The following is a 17,807-nucleotide window of genomic DNA, read 5'->3' as shown; positions in this document are numbered from 1 at the left end:
AGGAGAGATCAGGCCCCCGGAGGTGGGGGCCATACTGGATTAGAGTTCGCTCTTTTTATGGAAGCCGTCTTTGATGACCGTGGCGTCAATGTTCTCTTTATTGACTTCGATAGGGGTCAGCAGGCGGGCAGGGACATCTTTCAGGCCATTATTCAACGACGCATCCGCTTTAGGCTGCTGACCGTTGCCCAGCTCAACGGCAATTTCTGCTGCGGTGGTTGCCAGCTCGGTGATGGGTTTATAGACCGTCATGGTCTGCGTGCCGGCAACAATGCGTTTAACCCCAGCGAGGTCGGCATCCTGGCCGGAGATGGCGACTTTACCTGCCAGCCCCTGGGCGCTTAATGCCTGGATGGCACCGCCGGCGGTGGCATCGTTGGAGGCGACAACGGCATCAATATGGTTGTTATTTGCCGTTAACGCGTTTTCCATAATTTTCAGTGCGTTTTCGGGTAACCAGCCATCGGCCCACTGATCGCCAACCACTTTAATCTTGCCGCCGTCGATATAAGGTTTCAGCACTTTCATCTGTCCCTGGCGGAACAGTTTGGCGTTGTTATCTACCGGCGAGCCGCCCATCAGGAAGTAATTGCCCTCAGGCACCTTGGCCACCAGGCTTTGCGCCTGCAGTTCACCTACTTTCTCATTATCAAAAGAAATATAATAATCGATATCGGCGTTATTAATCATCCGGTCATAAGCCAGGACTTTAATACCTTCTTGTTTTGCTTCTTTGATGACGTTACTTAATACCTGACCGTTGTAAGGAATAATGACTAATACGTCGACGCCGCGGTTAATCATATTTTCAATTTGCGACATCTGGGTCTCTTCATTACCATTGGCAGATTGAACAAACACTTTGGCGCCTAATTCTTCTGCTTTATTCACAAAAATGTCGCGATCTTTTTGCCAGCGCTCCAGACGGAGATCGTCAATCGCCATTCCGATTTTGACTTCTTTCGCATGACCCGCCGCGCTCGCCAAAACGAGAGAAGCGCAGAGGGTGAGGCATAGATTCTTTATCTTCATAATTTTATAGCCTTTTTGTAGGGTGGTGATGCTGAGATAAAAGAAACCTTCACTGCAGGAGACGCAACAAATTCTTAACGGGGAAAGGCAGGCTGGCAATTACAGATTTTTATCTTCTCGTTATGATATTTGGTTTATTTTCGAATTTATGACCGCGATCGGATTTTAAAAAACGTAAGCCATTAATTACACATCGATCTGGAATTAATGCCGAAAAATTAGCTTGTCTGCAGATTAATTTTGCGAGCCAGCGCACGTTTGCGCATTCTCTCAATAGCAGTGTGAAATAACGTAATTGAGCAAGCGGGAATGTCTATTCACTATTACTCCAGAATCACTTTTTCGCCGTATCCCTGATTATGGAGCTCAATATGCAAGCTTATTTCGACCAACTCGAACGCGTTCGTTACGAAGGGCCAAAATCCGCTAATCCATTAGCGTTTCGTCACTACAATCCGGATGAGCTGGTGCTGGGTAAGCGCATGGAAGACCACCTGCGTTTCGCCGCCTGTTACTGGCACACGTTCTGCTGGAATGGCGCCGATATGTTTGGTGTAGGCGCGTTTGACCGCCCGTGGCAGCAGCCTGGTGAGGCGCTGGAGCTGGCAAAACGTAAAGCTGACGTCGCATTTGAATTCTTCCATAAACTGAACGTGCCTTATTACTGTTTTCACGATGTGGATGTCTCGCCTGAAGGCGCGTCGCTGAAAGAGTACCTGAATAACTTCGCCAAGATGGTTGATGTGCTGGCTGAGAAACAGCAACAAAGCGGCGTCAAACTGCTGTGGGGTACCGCTAACTGCTTCACGCATCCGCGTTACGGTGCGGGTGCGGCCACCAACCCGGATCCGGAAGTGTTCAGCTGGGCCGCGACTCAGGTGGTGACGGCCATGAATGCCACGCATCAACTGGGTGGCGAAAACTACGTTCTGTGGGGCGGCCGCGAAGGCTATGAAACGCTGCTGAACACCGATCTGCGCCAGGAGCGCGAACAGATTGGGCGCTTTATGCAGATGGTGGTCGACCATAAACATAAAATTGGTTTCCGCGGCACGCTGTTGATTGAACCGAAACCGCAGGAGCCGACCAAGCATCAGTATGACTACGATGTGGCGACCGTATATGGCTTCCTGAAGCAGTTCGGCCTGGAAAAAGAGATTAAAGTGAATATCGAGGCTAACCATGCCACCCTGGCAGGGCACTCGTTCCACCACGAAATCGCCTCTGCTATCGCGCTGGGTATCTTCGGCTCTGTCGATGCCAACCGTGGCGATCCGCAGCTGGGCTGGGATACCGACCAGTTCCCGGTGAGCGTGGAAGAGAACGCGCTGGTGATGTACGAGATTATCAAAGCGGGTGGCTTCACCACCGGTGGCCTGAACTTTGACGCCAAAGTGCGCCGTCAAAGCACCGATAAGTATGATCTGTTCTATGGTCATATTGGGGCGATGGATACCATGGCGCTTTCCCTGAAAGTGGCGGCGCGCATGATTGAGGACGGCGAGCTGGATAAGCGCGTGGCAAAACGTTACGGCGGCTGGAACAGTGAGCTGGGCCAGCAAATTTTGAAAGGTCAGTTATCACTGACGGAGGTGGCGAAGTACGCTGAACAGCATAACCTGGCTCCGCAGCACCAGAGTGGCCATCAGGAGTTGCTGGAAAACCTGGTCAATCATTATATGTTTGATAAGTAATCGCCCAACCCGTATGCCCGGCCGCACTATGCTGCCGGGTCATTTGTTAAGGAGCTACCACTATGTATATCGGGATCGATCTTGGCACATCGGGTGTGAAAGCTATCCTGCTTAGCGCCCAGGGAGAGGTGCTGGCTGCGCATACCGAAAAACTGGATGTCTCGCGCCCGCATCCGTTGTGGTCTGAGCAGGATCCTGAACAGTGGTGGCTGGCGACAGACCGCGCCATGAAGGCGCTGGGCGCGCAACATAGCCTGCATGAAGTTAAGGCGCTGGGCATTGCCGGACAGATGCACGGTGCCACGCTGCTGGACAAAAACCAGCAGGTACTACGCCCGGCGATTCTCTGGAACGATGGTCGCTGCGGTGAAGAGTGCGCGATGCTAGAAGCGCGGGTACCTGATTCGCGTGACATCACGGGCAATCTGATGATGCCGGGCTTCACCGCGCCAAAGTTATTGTGGGTGCAGCGCCATGAGCCAGAGATTTTCTCCCGGGTCGCAAAAGTGCTCTTGCCAAAAGATTATCTGCGTCTGCGGATGACCGGCGATTTTGCCAGTGATATGTCGGATGCCGCGGGCACCCTGTGGCTCGATGTGGCGAAGCGCGACTGGAGCGACACCATGCTGGATGCCTGTCAGCTTTCCCGTGAGCAGATGCCCAAACTCTATGAAGGCAGCGAAATCACCGGTGCGCTCACCCCCTCTGTCGCGCAGGACTGGAATATGCCTGCCGTTCCGGTGGTGGCGGGCGGTGGCGATAATGCCGCAGGTGCGGTTGGTGTCGGCATGGCCGATGCCGGGCAAGCGATGCTGTCACTGGGGACCTCCGGGGTCTATTTTGCCGTTAGTGACGGCTATCGCAGCAATCCGCAGAGCGCTGTGCACAGTTTTTGTCATGCGCTGCCAGGGAAATGGCACCTGATGTCGGTCATGTTAAGCGCAGCCTCATGCCTGGACTGGGCGGCGAAGCTGACCGGGCTGGGCACGGTGCCAGCGCTCATTGACGCGGCGCAGCAAGCAAATGAAGAGGCGGACGCCGTCTGGTTCCTGCCCTATCTTTCGGGTGAGCGTACGCCGCATAACAACCCCAACGCTAAGGGCGTCTTTTTCGGTTTAACGCATCAACATGGCCCTGCCGAGCTGGCGCGTGCGGTGCTGGAGGGGGTGGGGTATGCGCTGGCTGATGGCATGGATGTGGTACATGAATGTGGACTGCGCCCCACCAGTATTACGCTTATCGGCGGCGGGGCACGGAGTGCGTACTGGCGACAGATGCTGGCAGATATCAGCGGGCATCAGCTCGATTATCGTACCGGCGGTGACGTCGGCCCGGCACTGGGGGCGGCGCGGCTGGCGCAAATCGCAGTGAACCCGAACACGCCTTTAGCCAGTTTGCTGCCACAGCTGGCGCTGGAGCAGCAGCACCCGCCTGAGGCCGCGCGTCACGCACGCTATGCCGAGCGACGCGAGGTGTTCCGCAAGATCTACCAGCAGCTGCAGCCGCTCATGTCCTGAAAATAGAGCCGGGCGTCACGCCCGGCCTTGATTAACTGACAAAACGGCGCGTATCAATACGCTGCAACAGCATCGATAGCAGCAGACTCACCGCCACCGTGACGGTAAAAATCCAGACGATATCCAGCAATGGCCAGCTCTTCAGCTCTATGCCGCGCGTACGCAGGGCGTGGATCACCAGCGCATGGAAACCATAAATCGCCAGCGAGTGGCGGGAGATCAGCCCCAGTATCGGCAAGGGCCGGCTGTTCATGGTGTTTTTGGCAATGATCAGAAGCGACATCGCACAGATAAAGACCGCAGGGCCACAGTAGAGATACCAGGTGTCCGCAAAGGCTCCGCGCCATTGCAGTTCGTGCATTGTACCCCGCGAGATAACCAGCACCGCCGTCAGGAACAGGGCGGTAGATAAGCCGGTCAGCCAGGGTTTACGTGTATCCATCATGCCCAGCGCGCGGCCGAGCATACCGTACAGCACGTAGTAAAAAGTATCGCCATTGATATAGAGATTAATGGGCAGCCATTCAAAACCGCCGATCTTTTGCGATACCGTATTCGGGTTCGCCACCACGCCGACTACCACCATCAGCGCCAGTAGCATCCTCCCGCTGACGTTCTTGACCTGGATGAGCGGTGACATCAGGTAGATAACGATAATCGCGAAGAAGAACCACAAGTGATAGAAAACCGGCTTCTGCAGCAGGTTTGTCAGCGAAAGTTCGCTGTTAATTGAAGTGAACAGTGTGATGTAGAGGAAAGCCACCAGGCTATAAAACAGCAGGCAGAGCCCGATGCGTAAAAAGTGTCTTGGGCGGGCACTACGCTCACCAAAAAAGAGAAAACCGGAAATCATAAAAAAAAGCGGCACGCTGACGCGCGACGCAGAGTTCAAAATATTGGCAATATCCCAGTTAACCAGGCTGACACTGTGGGCGTTGGTAATATACCAGGTGGTAGTATGGATCATCACTACCATTAAACAGGCGATCCCTCGCAGATTATCAATCCAGCTAATTTTTTCCTGCATCCTTCCCTCGGTTTCCTCATTAAAAAGGGTATGACTCTTGATTATCACCAGCCGCTCACTGGATAAATCTGAGTTTAGGCCGGTCCGTCTTGCCCAGGCGTGGCCTGATTCGCAGAATAGGTCACCTTATTCTATAAAGCGTAGAGTGTAAAAATAACCGCCACCGCTAAGGGCGATAATAAATATGATGATGCGAGCAATGTTACTGCTGTTACCTGCGCTGTTGGCGGGGTGTAGCTCGTCAGATGCGCCACCGCCGCAAACCGCGCAGAACCTCAAGGTAAGCCCAACGCGGTCGCTGGATATGGAGGCGTTATGCCGTGGCGAAGCAGCTCACCGTTACAATACCGGTACGCAGACTATCGACGTGACTGGGTTTGAACAGTTCCAGGGCAGTTATGAGATGCGCGGCCTGACATCCCGCAATGAGAACTTTGTCTGTTCTTTTGATGCAGAAGGGCAGTTTTTACATCTTTCTATGCGTTAATCCCGCTGCAAACAGCCTGCCAGGCCGCTTTCTGCCGCGGGCTAGCCCGCTTATTTCCCAATTTTCCTTAAACACCCCCGTTTCGTACTGTATATCTTCCAGCCGACGGGTATACTGATCCCTTCCATTTAAAACCACACGTATCCAGCACGAAATACTATGCAAAAGTTTGATACCAAGACCTTCCAGGGCCTGATCCTGACGTTACAGGATTACTGGGCTCGCCAGGGCTGCACCATTGTTCAACCTTTGGACATGGAAGTTGGCGCCGGCACCTCACACCCAATGACCAGCCTGCGCGCACTGGGGCCAGAGCCAATGGCCACCGCCTATGTGCAGCCATCCCGTCGTCCGACCGATGGTCGTTACGGTGAAAACCCGAACCGCTTACAGCACTACTATCAGTTCCAGGTCGTCATCAAACCTTCTCCGGACAACATCCAGGAGCTGTACCTCGGGTCGCTGAAAGAGCTGGGTATGGATCCAACCATTCACGATATTCGTTTCGTGGAAGATAACTGGGAAAACCCAACGCTGGGTGCCTGGGGTCTGGGCTGGGAAGTGTGGCTGAACGGCATGGAAGTGACGCAGTTCACTTACTTCCAGCAGGTGGGTGGTCTGGAATGTAAACCGATCACCGGTGAGATCACCTACGGTCTGGAACGTCTGGCGATGTATATTCAGGGCGTAGATAGCGTTTACGACCTGGTCTGGAGCGACGGCCCGCTGGGTAAAACCACCTACGGCGACGTGTTCCATCAGAACGAAGTGGAACAATCCACTTATAACTTCGAATATGCGGACGTGGACTTCCTGTTCACCTGCTTTGAGCAGTACGAGAAAGAAGCGCAGCAACTGCTGGCGCTGGAGACTCCGCTGCCGCTGCCAGCCTACGAGCGTATTCTGAAGGCCGCCCACAGCTTCAACCTGCTGGACGCCCGCAAAGCTATCTCCGTGACTGAACGTCAGCGTTATATTCTGCGTATTCGCACCCTGACCAAAGCCGTTGCAGAAGCTTACTATGCGTCCCGTGAAGCCCTTGGCTTCCCGATGTGCAACCGAAACAAATAAGAGGCGGCCATGTCTGAGAAAACTTTCCTGGTGGAAATCGGCACCGAAGAGCTGCCACCAAAAGCCCTGCGCAGCCTGGCTGAATCTTTTGCTGCGAACGTGACTGCCGAGCTGGATAACGCCGGCCTGGCGCACGGTAAAATTGAGTGGTTTGCTGCACCGCGTCGTCTGGCGCTGAAAGTGGCCAGCCTGGCGGCGTCACAGCCGGATCGTGAAGTGGAAAAACGTGGCCCGGCCATTGCACAGGCATTCGATGCTGAAGGCAAGCCGAGCAAAGCGGCTGAAGGCTGGGCGCGCGGCTGCGGGATCACCGTGGACCAGGCTGAGCGTCTGACCACTGACAAAGGCGAGTGGCTGCTCTATCGCGCTCATGTGAAAGGCGAAAGCGCAGAAGCGCTGCTGCCAAACATGATTGCAACCTCGCTGGCTAAGCTGCCGATTCCAAAACTGATGCGCTGGGGCGCGTCCGACGTGCACTTCGTGCGTCCGGTTCATACCGTGACCCTGTTGCTCGGCGATACCGTCATCCCTGCGACCATTCTGGGCGTGGCGTCCGATCGCGTGATCCGCGGCCACCGCTTTATGGGCGAGCCGGAATTCACCATCGATAACGCAGACCAGTATCCACAGATCCTGCTGGAGCGCGGTAAGGTCATTGCCGACTACGAACAGCGTAAAGCTAAAATCAAAGCGGACGCCGAAGAAGCGGCACGCCAGATTGGCGGAAACGCTGACCTGAGCGACAGCCTGCTGGAAGAGGTGACCTCTCTGGTGGAATGGCCGGTTGTGCTGACCGCGAAGTTCGAAGAGAAATTCCTGGCCGTTCCGGCAGAAGCGCTGGTTCACACCATGAAGGGTGACCAGAAGTACTTCCCGGTTTACGCCAACGACGGCAAACTGCTGCCGAACTTTATCTTTGTGGCGAACATCGAATCCAAAGATCCGATCCAGATTATCTCCGGTAACGAGAAGGTCGTGCGCCCACGTCTGGCGGATGCCGAGTTCTTCTTTAATAGTGACCGTAAAAAACGTCTGGAAGATCACTTGCCGCGCCTGCAAACCGTGCTGTTCCAGCAACAGCTGGGTACGCTGCGCGACAAGACCGACCGCATTGCGGAGCTCTCCGGCTGGATCGCCCGTGAAATCGGTGCGGACGTCAACCACGCCACCCGTGCGGGCCTGCTGTCCAAGTGCGACCTGATGACCAACATGGTCTTCGAATTCACCGACACCCAGGGCGTGATGGGCATGCACTATGCGCGCCATGATGGTGAAGCAGAAGATGTGGCCGTGGCCCTGAACGAGCAGTATCAGCCGCGCTTTGCGGGTGACGATCTGCCGTCTAACCCGGTAGCCTGTGCCGTGGCGATCGCCGATAAGATGGACACCCTGGCGGGTATCTTCGGTATCGGTCAGCATCCTAAAGGCGACAAAGACCCGTTTGCGCTGCGTCGTGCCGCGCTCGGCGTGCTGCGTATCATCGTTGAGAAGAACCTCAACCTGGATCTGCAGACTCTGACAGAAGAAGCGGTGCGCCTGTACGGTGACAAGCTGACCAACGCGAAAGTCGTGGATGATGTTATCGACTTTATGCTCGGCCGTTTCCGTGCCTGGTATCAGGATGAAGGCTATACCGTTGACACCATTCAGGCGGTGCTGGCCCGTCGTCCGACCCGTCCGGCCGATTTCGATGCGCGTATGAAGGCGGTTTCCCACTTCCGTACCCTGGACGCCGCGGCCTCGCTGGCAGCAGCGAACAAGCGTGTTTCCAACATTCTGGCGAAGTCTACCGATAAGCTTAACGAACGCGTAAACGCTGCGACCCTGAAAGAGCCGGAAGAGATCGCTCTGGCGATGCAGGTTGTGGTGCTGCGAGACAAACTGGAACCGGTCTTCGCTGAAGGTCGTTACCAGGAAGCGCTGGTGGAGCTGGCAGAGCTGCGTGACGTTATCGATGCCTTCTTTGAGAAAGTGATGGTAAACGTAGAAGATAACGATCTGCGTATTAACCGCCTCTCTATGCTGGAAAAACTGCGCGAATTGTTCCTGCGCGTAGCGGATATTTCGCTCCTGCAGCAGTAATATGGATGTGATAAAAAAACCCGCCTGTTGGCGGGTTTTTTTATCGCTACAGGGTGGTGAAAAAATAACCTTGCCCCCGGCGGCGCACACGCGTTATCCTGACACCCGTTAAATTTCCCTCAGGAGCGCTCCCCCAAAATGAACAACCACGCCTAATGAACCTCGATCCTTGCCGCACGCGACCGCGTCAGCAGGGGATAACCGATTTCATTCAGGAGTGCTTATGGCTCATTTTGCGCAATCCCCCTCTTTTATATTGCATCAGGTCACCTGTCAGTTTCCCACAGGCGAAACGCTTTTCGGTCCGCTTACGCTGTCACTGGATAACGCCCTCTGCGCGCTGGTTGGCCGTAACGGCAGCGGCAAAACGCGTCTGCTTCGTCTGCTGGCCGGGCTCGAAAAACCGACCAGTGGTCATCTGGAACGATCGGGCAGCTGCCTGTATGTGGCACAGCAGCAAGACATTTCTCCAACCACCACGCTGGCCGGGCTACTGGGTTATGAGGCTATTTTTGCCGCCCGTAAACGGATCGACAGGGGAGATTATCAGCCCGAGGATCTGGAGCTGCTCGACGGGTGCTGGGATCTCCACGAGCGCCTGACTGAGGCGTTTATCGAGGCCCGCCTTCCTGCCTTTGACCCCGATCGCTATGCTGCAGAGTTAAGCGGCGGCGAACGTGTGCGCGCGCTATTGTGCGGGGCGTTTACCGCTAATGCTGACTACTTACTGCTGGACGAACCCACCAATCACCTCGATCAGCAAGGTCGGGCATGGTTTTATGCGGCGCTGGCCCAAAGAAAAGGTCGTGCGCTGGTGGCGACCCACGATCGTGAACTGTTGTCACAGGTGCCCCGTATTCTGGAGTTGGGCCCAGCGGGCCTGCGGAGTTACGGCGGGAACTATGCCGATTATCAACGCCAGCGTAATGCCGAACAGCAAGCTGCCCGCTCGGCGCTGGAGCATGCGGCGACGGAGCGCAAACGCGAGCGCGCGCGAATGCAGAAAGAGCATGACGACAGTCTGCGTCGATCGGCGAAAACCCTGGGTACGGTCGATAATCTCAATATTGCCTCCTTTGAACGCGTCAAATACAAAGCGGCGGCGAAGGAGCGGCCCGGTTCGTGGCGCAGGCAACATAATGAGCAAAATATCACCCTGAATACCGCCGTCAGCGAGGCGCGCAAGCGGGTTGAGGAGGATAGTCCGGTGATGTTTACCCTGCCCGGCAGCCAGATTGCGCAGGGAAAACAGGTCGTGGTTCTGGAAGAGCTTGTCCTGCCTTATCTCGCCTTGCCGCCGCTCAACTGGCGTCTGGAGGGGCCAATGCGCGTGGCGATACGCGGGCCAAACGGCTGTGGGAAATCGACCCTGCTGAAAGTGATTCTCGGGGAGTGTCCGCCAGTATCGGGTACATGCCGTGTATCGGTCAAAACGGCTTACCTTGATCAAAACCTTTCCCGGCTGGATTTGTCGCAATCGGTCATGACCCATCTCAATTTACACAATACGCCGCTGGAAGAGGGGGTGCTACGAAGTCGGCTGGCGCAACTGCAGCTGGGAGCAGAGAGCGTCACGCTGCCGTTGGCTGAACTGAGCGGCGGTGAGCGGTTAAAAGCGGCGCTGGCCTGTGTGCTGTGGCGAGAGGAGACGGCCCAACTGCTGCTACTGGATGAACCGACCAACCATCTCGATCTGGCATCCGTACAGGCAATTGAAGCGGCGCTGACCGATTTTCCGGGGGCGGTGATAGTGGTTTCGCATGATAACGCGTTTCTGGAGAACCTGGCGTTGACCCATGAACTGCTGTGGCGCGAGGAGGGGTGGTATGGTCGTGCGCGCTAAGATCACAAACCCCCGCTTATGCGGGGGTTAAACTCATTTACTTCACTGTCTGCTTGCTGAGGGCAGGGCTTGCCTGAATCAGGCTCATTAGCTTCAGCTCGCTTGGGGTGGGTTTTTCTCTTTTCGACTCCCACTCCTGCACCATAGCCACGCTAACACCCATTGCTCTGGCGAAATCATCTAACTTGAGGCCTGTTCCTTTACGTAAACGCTCGAATTCAGTAAAGGGATTAGACTTCTGCGTCAGGGTAACCGTCTGCGGTACATCCTTAAAAACAATTTGTTCAAGACTGCTCAGCAACTCAAACGTCGGATCTTTTAATTCCATTGAGAACTCCTCTTAAATCGCACAACGGGATCAAGAACATCAAAGAGCAAATTAAGAATAGTCGGTAAAACAGACAACAGATCGTCACGTGCGTGATTAATTGCAGGCCATACGTTTGGTTTGGATGATCCAGAGATAGATTTGCATGCTAATGATCTGATTTTTCGATAGTCGGTTTGACAATGTCGAATTTTGTAAATCGTAAGAATTTTATTCGCACAAGCCGTTTTATATGAAAAGAGTATCTTGCCGGCTTCAGCTGGACTATTCTTGGGGGCGTCGGGCACGCGTGTGCTGGTGTGCGTTTTTTGGGTGAAAGGAGTATTAAAAATGGCGACAGGAAAGTCCTGCTCTCGCTGGTTTGCGCCGATTGCGGCGTTACTGATTGTAGTTGGCCTGAGTGGGTGTTTCGATAAAGAAGGCGATCAGCGTAAAGCGTTTATCGATTTTCTGCAAAATACCGTGATGCGCAGTGGTGAGCGTCTGCCTACGCTGACTGCGGATCAGAAAAAACAGTTTGGTCCTTTCGTCTCCGATTACGCCATTCTGTATGCTTATTCACAGCAGGTTAATCAGGCGATGGATTCCGGCTTGCGTCCAGTGGTCGACAGCGTAAACGCCATACGTGCGCCGCAGGATTATATGACCCAGCGCGAACCGCTAAGCCAGTCAAATGGTGCGCTTGGGGTACTGAGCCAGCAGCTGCAAAATGCCAAAATGCAGGCCGATAGCGCCCATTCAGCCCTGAAGCAGGCCGACGATTTAAAACCGGTGTTCGACAAGGCCTTTGCGAAAGTGGTGACCGAACCTGCCCAGGCTATGCAGCCCCTCATTCCGGCTGCGCAGATCTTTACTCAGCAGCTGGTGCAGGTGGGTGACTTTATTACCCAGCAGGGCACGCAGGTGAGCTTCGTCTCGGGCGGTATTCAGTTCCCGACCTCCCAGCAGGCCAGTCAGTACAATACCTTGATCGGACCGCTGGCGTCTCAGCACCAGGCATTTAGCCAGGCGTGGAGTTCGGCAGTTGCAGCCACCGAATAAAATAAAAAAAACCCCGCCAGAAGCGGGGTTTTTTGTCGGTAGCTAAAATAAAGCTTGTCATTCATCTACCACATCGGTATAACTATCCCCGTCGGTTTGTTACACAGACCTAAAGCAGTTTAGTTAAGCAGTCCAGATGAGTTATCCATAGATACCCTTCGTAGTGACCCTTCCTTCATCGCTTAAAAATCTGTAACGCAACCATCGCGCCGGAAGGCACAACAAATTTTTAATAAGGTAATTTCTATGTCTGGTAAAATGACTGGTCTGGTAAAATGGTTCAACGCTGATAAAGGTTTCGGCTTCATCACTCCTGACGATGGCTCTAAAGACGTGTTCGTACACTTCTCTGCTATCCAGAACGATGGCTACAAATCTCTGGACGAAGGTCAGAAAGTGTCCTTCACCATCGAAAGCGGCGCTAAAGGCCCAGCAGCTGGTAACGTTGTAAGCCTGTAAGCTTCAACTCAGCAGCACATGAATTCAAAAACCCGCCTTCTGGCGGGTTTTTTCGTTTCTAGCCTTTTATCTGCGGGTTCACGCAGTTTTTCTCGACCTTACCCTCAAGGGCATTGATAAGGTTATCCACCGCCGTCGCCGCCATGTTGTAGCGAGTTTCGTGCGTGGCAGAACCAATATGCGGCAGCGCAACTACATTCGGAAGTTGGAGCAGCGGTGAATCAACGGGCAGCGGCTCCTGCTCAAACACATCCAGACCTGCGGCGTGGATCTCCCCGTTTTGCAGCGCTTCAATCAACGCTTTTTCATCCACGACCGGACCGCGACCCGCATTGATAAAGATAGCCGACGGCTTCATCTTCGCGAACGCGTCCTTACCTATCAGATGATAGGTCTCATCCGTCAGCGGCAGGATCAGACAGACGTAATCGGCTTCCTGAAGAAGGGTATCCAGCTCGCAGTAGCGTGCATTGAAACGCTCTTCAGCCTCGCTGTGGTGGCGCCGGGCGTTATAAAGAATCGGCATGTTAAAGCCGAAGTGCGCGCGCTGCGCCAGCGCCAGGCCAATACGACCCATGCCAACAATACCCAATGTCTTGCCGTGAACGTCCACGCCAAACCAGTCTGGTCCGATGCTTTTGGTCCATTCACCCGCTTTAACCCGTTCAGCCACCTCCACCACGCGGCGAGCGCTGCTCAGTACCAACGCCATCAGCGTGTCGGCCACGGTTTCGGTCAGAGCATAAGGGGTGTGCATCAGAAAGACATGGCGTGCATTCAGGGCATCCACGTCGAAGTTGTCATAGCCAACGGAGATGGTTGAGGTGGCACGCAGCGCCGGCATTTTTTCCAGCAACGCAGCATCTACTTTTTCGCTTGAACCCAGCAGACCGACGGCACGGCTAAAGGCATCGGCGTGCTGCGCCACGGTATCCGGGCTGAGGTCTTTTACCTGGGTCACGGTGAAGTGTGATTCAAGGCGTTTTTGCAGATCTTCAGGCAGTGCTTTGTACAAAATGACGGACGGCTTCATGCTAATCTCCGTTGATGTTAAGGGTTCAGGCGTGGCGTGCGCCGGCAGGTAACTGCTGATTATTAGCAGGCTTAACAATCAGAGTAAGCCACACCGACACGAAAAGTGCCACCCCCATAAATATGTACGAGGCGGATGGACTGCCGGTGGCGCCGTTGAGGTAGCCCACAAACCAGGAGCCGAAGAACGAGCCCAGCGCGCCCATACTGTTGATTAGGGCCATTGCGCCGCCTGCCACATTACGCGGCAGCATTTCCGGGATGATGGCAAAGAACGGGCCGTAAGGGGCATACATTGCCGCACCGGCGATCACCAACAGGGTATAAGAGGCCCAGAAGTGGTTGGCACCTACCGCCCAGGAGCCGATAAAGGCACAGGCAGCAATCAGCAACAGCGGCCAGACGAAGAGTTTACGGTTCTGCAGTTTGTCCGATGCCCAGGAGGCGATGATCATCGCAATGGTGGCGGCCAGGTAAGGAACAGAAGAGAGCCAGCCCACTTCGACCATGCCGAGGTTTTCACCGCCGCTACGAATAATCGATGGCAGCCACAGCACAAAGCCATACACCCCGATGCTCCAGGCGAAGTACTGCATGCAGAGCAGGATAACGTTGCGTGAGCGGAAAGCTTCGCCGTAGTTTCGCACCGCTTTCAGCCCCTGCTGCTCTTTATCCAGCTGTGCCTGTAGAGCCGATTTTTCATCTTCAGAGAGCCAGTTCACCTGAGAGGGTTTGTCTTTTACCAGCACCCACCAGCAGAAGGCCCAAATCACCGCCGGGATCCCCTCAATGATAAACATTTCGCGCCAGCCGAAAGACTGAATGAGATAGCCTGAGACCACCGACATCCACAGTACCGTTACCGGGTTACCGAGGATCAGGAAGGTATTGGCCCGTGACCGCTCGGATTTTGTAAACCAGTTGCTGATGTAGATAAGCATCGCGGGCATGACCGCCGCTTCCACCACGCCGAGGATAAAGCGAATCGCCGCCAGCGCCGGTATATTGTTAACGACCCCGGTAAGGGAGGCACAACCGCCCCACAAAATCAGGCAGATGAAAATCAGTTTGCGCACGCTGCGACGTTCCGCATAGATGGCGCCCGGGATCTGGAAGAAGAAGTAGCCCAGGAAGAACAGGGCGCCCAGCAGGGAAGAGATGCCTTTAGTGATCCCCAAATCTTCGGTGATCCCCGCGGCTGATGCGAAACTGAAGTTCGCGCGGTCAAGATACGCCAGGCTGTACGTGATAAACACGATCGGCATGATGTACCACCAGCGTTTTACTGCATTCGTCGAGCTGTTCATAGGCTTGCCTCTGTGGTTGAGGTATTGACCGCCGTTGTCTGTAGGGTACACGGTGGTTCTGTGATGTTGCGGGGGTTATTCCCCCAGTTGGCTACGCGTGGGTAATCCTTCGCTGTCGCCCTGCACCTGGATCGCCAGCGATCCGATTTTGTTACCGCGTGAGATAGCCTGTTGCAGCGTTTTGCCTTCCAGCAGGGCGCTAATCACCCCCACGGCAAAACCATCGCCTGCGCCAACCGTATCAACGACGTTGTCCACTTTTACCGCGGCCACGGCACCTTTCTCGCCGCTGCTGGTTTTAAACCAGGCGCCATCGGCACCGGTTTTCAGGACCACCGCCTTCACGCCTCTATCAAGGTAGAAATCTGCAATCCCTTCCGGCGTGCGTTGCCCGGTAAGGATGATGCCCTCGTTCAGGCCGGGTAAGACCCAGTCAGCCTGGAAGGCCAACTGGTTAAGTTTTTCAACCATCTCCGCTTCGCTTTTCCACAGCACCGGCCGCAAATTGGGATCGAAAGAGAGGGTTTTGCCTGCGGCTTTCATTGCGCCTGCAGCGTGATCGAGCAGGGCCCATGAGCTCGCCGACAACGCCGCAGCCACGCCGCTCAGGTGCAGATGTCGCGCGGTGGTAAAATAGGCCGGATTAAAATCCTCCACCGACAGATGGCTGGCGGCAGAACCTTTGCGGAAATACTCCACGATGGGATCGGTTCCATCCTCGACCTTAGATTTCAGCTGGAAGCCGGTTGCGAAGCGGCCATCCAGGGAGACGCCCGAGGTCTCTATCCCCTCTTTTTTCAGGGCGTTAAGGATGAAATGACCGAAGCTGTCGTCGCCCACGCGGCTGACCCAGCCCACTTTCAGACCCAGGCGTGCCAGCCCGGTGGCGACATTAAGTTCGGCGCCAGCTACACGTTTAAAGAAATGTTCAACCTGGCTTAGCTCGCCAGGCTCGCTGGCCACAAACATGGCCATGGCTTCGCCAATGGTGATGACATCCAGTGCTTGCGGCATGGCTTAGACCTCGCGCAGTAAATTAACGTAGTGACGGGTGACGGCCGTCAGATCCGGGCCTTCAAGCGGGAACTCGATCCCGCGAGGCGCATCGGCAGGCAGCTGATCCAGCAGCGCCAGCCAGCGGCAGTTTTCTGCTGCCGGGGGGACGGCACGGAAGTGATGTTGATGCGGCTCCGCCGCTTTCACGTGAATATAGCTCACCGCAGGCGCCAGGTGCTGCGCGGCCTCTTCCGGTGAATCACCTACCCACAGCCAGTTGCCCATATCGAACGTCAGGCTCACCGGAAGCGCCTGCACCCGGCAGGCGGCTTTAAAGCGCTGCATAGGGGCGAGCTGACCGAAATCGGTCTGGTCGTTCTCGACCACCAGCGTCATGCCGCTCTCCTGCAGTAGCGGGCGCAGCGCTTCAAGCTGGTTTTTATCGCGAAAATGACCCAAAGAGACCTTCAGCCAGAGGGCATTGAGCGTACTGGCTTCGGCAAGGTAGCGCGGCAGCGCTGGGTTCAGTTCGCCTTCGGCGGTGAACAGGGAATCGGGAGCGGAGTAGCAGGCTAGCAGGCCCAGCAGCTCAATGGAGCGCGCCAGGGTAGGCAGCGCATTCAGTTCAGCGTCGTTGAACAGTTCGCGGCGGATCTCCACGCCGTCTGCGCCCGCTTTAGCAATGACAGGCAGTATGGCGCGCTGGCCCCCTGCTTCACGTATCCGGTCGGCGCCATAGGCGGCGGTGACGACAATAATTTTTCTGCCCACTGGCTGACTCCATCGCGTTATCGATACTATTACGCTAGATGGAACCGGTTCCAAAGAAAAGATCAGTATGTTGAATTTATGATCGTCATCACGAAGGGAGGTTAACGGGCGGTAGAGCCGCGAACAATCAGCTCGCCGGAGAAGTGCTGCTCGCGTACGGTATCACTGGCCCCTTCAATGCGGCGCACAACCTGTTCCACCGCGGCATAGCCAATCTGCCAGGTGGGCTGTTTAAGGGTGGTGATCCCCACGCCTGCCAGTTCTGCCCACTCCAGCTCATCAAAGCCCAGTAAGCCGATGTCGCTGCCCCAGTGCAGCCCAACACGGCGCAGAGAACGAGCCACCTGCAGGGTGAGGGCACCGTTAGCGGAGATCACCGCCTTGCGCATACCGCGATGGCGTGAGTGGAATTGACGCAGGGCGATGTCCATCTGGTCCCCTTCATGCAGGGGAATTTCCGCGTTTTCAGCAATGACGCCAGGATAGCGGGCCAGGGTAGCGCGGAAGGCCGCCAGGCGTTCGCGGCGAGTATTGACCATACCCAGCGGCTCGCTGAGGAATAGGATCGCTTCAAAGCCCTGTTCGATAAGATGTTCTGTCGCCGTCGTGGCGGCCTGCGTATTGTCCAGACCCACGACGTCGCAGGCAAATTCGGGAATTTTACGGTCGATAAGCACCATCGGCAGCGCTGACTGTTGCAGGCGGTTTAGCCCCTCTTCGCGCATGCCCACCGCGTTGACCACAATGCCTTCAACCTGATAACTGCGCAGCAGATCGAGATAGTGCAGCTCCTGGTCGAGTTCATTATTAGTGTTACAGACCAGCGGGGTGAACCCCTTTTCCCGACAGGCGGCTTCGATACCGCTCAGAACATTGACGGAGTAGGGGTTGGTGATATCGGCGATAATCAGGCCAATGAGCCGCGTACGGCCATGCTTCAGGCCACGGGCCATCAGGCTTGGACGATAGTTAAGATCGGCGATCGCCTGTTCAATACGGGCCAGCAGCGCGTCGGAAAGCAGATGCTTTTCACCGTTGAGGTAACGGGAAATACTGGTTTTACCGGTTTTGGCGGCTTTCGCCACGTCGCTGATAGTGGCCCGTGTTGATTTGCTCATCG

16 protein-coding genes are annotated in these 17,807 nt (G+C 55.3%); 8 read left to right on the top strand and 8 right to left on the bottom strand.

Annotated features, from left to right (window positions below):
- Positions 1-39: 39 nt before the first annotated feature.
- Entirely contained in the window at positions 40-1,032 is a 993-nt protein-coding gene (gene xylF / locus B2Q93_RS08490) for a D-xylose ABC transporter substrate-binding protein (protein ID WP_286932517.1), read from the bottom strand.
- Between the two features lie 371 nt (positions 1,033-1,403).
- Here xylF and xylA point away from each other — a divergent pair, with 371 nt between their 5' ends.
- Both xylA and xylB read left to right on the top strand, forming a co-directional pair.
- On the top strand, positions 1,404-2,726 hold the full coding sequence (gene xylA / locus B2Q93_RS08485; protein WP_286932516.1) for a xylose isomerase: 1,323 nt from the start codon (positions 1,404-1,406) through the stop codon (positions 2,724-2,726).
- Positions 2,727-2,788: 62 nt separating this feature from the next.
- Entirely contained in the window at positions 2,789-4,243 is a 1,455-nt protein-coding gene (gene xylB, locus B2Q93_RS08480; protein WP_233803631.1) for a xylulokinase, read from the top strand.
- Between the two features lie 31 nt (positions 4,244-4,274).
- Here xylB and B2Q93_RS08475 read toward each other — a convergent pair whose 3' ends face one another.
- Entirely contained in the window at positions 4,275-5,270 is a 996-nt protein-coding gene (locus B2Q93_RS08475; RefSeq protein WP_233803629.1) for an acyltransferase, read from the bottom strand.
- Between the two features lie 190 nt (positions 5,271-5,460).
- Between B2Q93_RS08475 and B2Q93_RS08470 the strand changes: the two genes are divergently transcribed.
- The 4 genes from B2Q93_RS08470 (at position 5,461) to B2Q93_RS08455 (ending at position 10,753) form a co-directional block, all read left to right on the top strand.
- Positions 5,461-5,757: a YsaB family lipoprotein gene (locus B2Q93_RS08470; protein WP_411815390.1), complete on the top strand. Its 297-nt coding sequence runs from the start codon at positions 5,461-5,463 to the stop codon at positions 5,755-5,757.
- Between the two features lie 159 nt (positions 5,758-5,916).
- Positions 5,917-6,828, top strand: coding sequence for a glycine--tRNA ligase subunit alpha (gene glyQ, locus B2Q93_RS08465; protein WP_003860141.1), 912 nt, complete (start codon positions 5,917-5,919; stop codon positions 6,826-6,828).
- A gap of 9 nt (positions 6,829-6,837) precedes the next feature.
- Positions 6,838-8,910, top strand: a complete 2,073-nt coding sequence (glyS, locus tag B2Q93_RS08460) for a glycine--tRNA ligase subunit beta (protein ID WP_207292763.1) — start codon at positions 6,838-6,840, stop codon at positions 8,908-8,910.
- Between the two features lie 223 nt (positions 8,911-9,133).
- On the top strand, positions 9,134-10,753 hold the full coding sequence (locus B2Q93_RS08455; protein ID WP_286932513.1) for an ABC-F family ATP-binding cassette domain-containing protein: 1,620 nt from the start codon (positions 9,134-9,136) through the stop codon (positions 10,751-10,753).
- A 37-nt stretch (positions 10,754-10,790) separates the two neighbouring features.
- On the opposite strand, the gene B2Q93_RS08450 is transcribed toward B2Q93_RS08455, so the two are convergent.
- Entirely contained in the window at positions 10,791-11,081 is a 291-nt protein-coding gene (locus B2Q93_RS08450) for an HTH-type transcriptional regulator (RefSeq protein WP_046886264.1), read from the bottom strand.
- A 330-nt stretch (positions 11,082-11,411) separates the two neighbouring features.
- On the opposite strand from B2Q93_RS08450, the gene B2Q93_RS08445 reads away from it, so the two are divergent.
- Together B2Q93_RS08445 and cspE are read left to right on the top strand one after the other, a co-directional pair.
- Positions 11,412-12,122 (top strand): DUF3053 domain-containing protein, encoded by a 711-nt coding sequence (locus tag B2Q93_RS08445; RefSeq protein ID WP_040077902.1) that lies wholly within the window; start codon positions 11,412-11,414, stop codon positions 12,120-12,122.
- 246 nt (positions 12,123-12,368) lie between these two features.
- Complete coding sequence (gene cspE, locus B2Q93_RS08440) at positions 12,369-12,581, top strand: transcription antiterminator/RNA stability regulator CspE (protein WP_032615822.1); 213 nt, start codon at positions 12,369-12,371, stop codon at positions 12,579-12,581.
- A gap of 58 nt (positions 12,582-12,639) precedes the next feature.
- Here cspE and ghrB read toward each other — a convergent pair whose 3' ends face one another.
- The 5 genes from ghrB to B2Q93_RS08415 form a co-directional block, all read right to left on the bottom strand.
- On the bottom strand, positions 12,640-13,614 hold the full coding sequence (ghrB, locus tag B2Q93_RS08435) for a glyoxylate/hydroxypyruvate reductase GhrB (protein WP_040077903.1): 975 nt from the start codon (positions 13,612-13,614) through the stop codon (positions 12,640-12,642).
- 25 nt (positions 13,615-13,639) lie between these two features.
- The gene (locus B2Q93_RS08430) at positions 13,640-14,920 is read right to left on the bottom strand and encodes an MFS transporter (RefSeq protein ID WP_040077904.1); all 1,281 of its coding nucleotides are present in this window, start codon (positions 14,918-14,920) and stop codon (positions 13,640-13,642) included.
- Between the two features lie 75 nt (positions 14,921-14,995).
- Positions 14,996-15,934, bottom strand: coding sequence for a sugar kinase (locus B2Q93_RS08425; RefSeq protein ID WP_286932511.1), 939 nt, complete (start codon positions 15,932-15,934; stop codon positions 14,996-14,998).
- Between the two features lie 3 nt (positions 15,935-15,937).
- Positions 15,938-16,687 carry a sugar phosphate isomerase/epimerase family protein gene (locus B2Q93_RS08420; protein WP_286772269.1) on the bottom strand — a complete coding sequence of 250 codons (750 nt, stop codon included), beginning with the start codon at positions 16,685-16,687 and terminating at the stop codon, positions 15,938-15,940.
- A gap of 101 nt (positions 16,688-16,788) precedes the next feature.
- Positions 16,789-17,805 (bottom strand): LacI family DNA-binding transcriptional regulator, encoded by a 1,017-nt coding sequence (locus B2Q93_RS08415; protein ID WP_040077907.1) that lies wholly within the window; start codon positions 17,803-17,805, stop codon positions 16,789-16,791.
- Positions 17,806-17,807 lie beyond the last annotated feature (2 nt).

It is taken from the genome of Leclercia sp. UBA5958 (assembly GCF_002430365.1).
GTDB classification, from domain to species: domain Bacteria; phylum Pseudomonadota; class Gammaproteobacteria; order Enterobacterales; family Enterobacteriaceae; genus Enterobacter; species Enterobacter pneumoniae.
The sequence above is the reverse complement of the archived record's forward strand: the minus strand, read 5'-3'. Positions and strand labels throughout refer to the sequence as shown.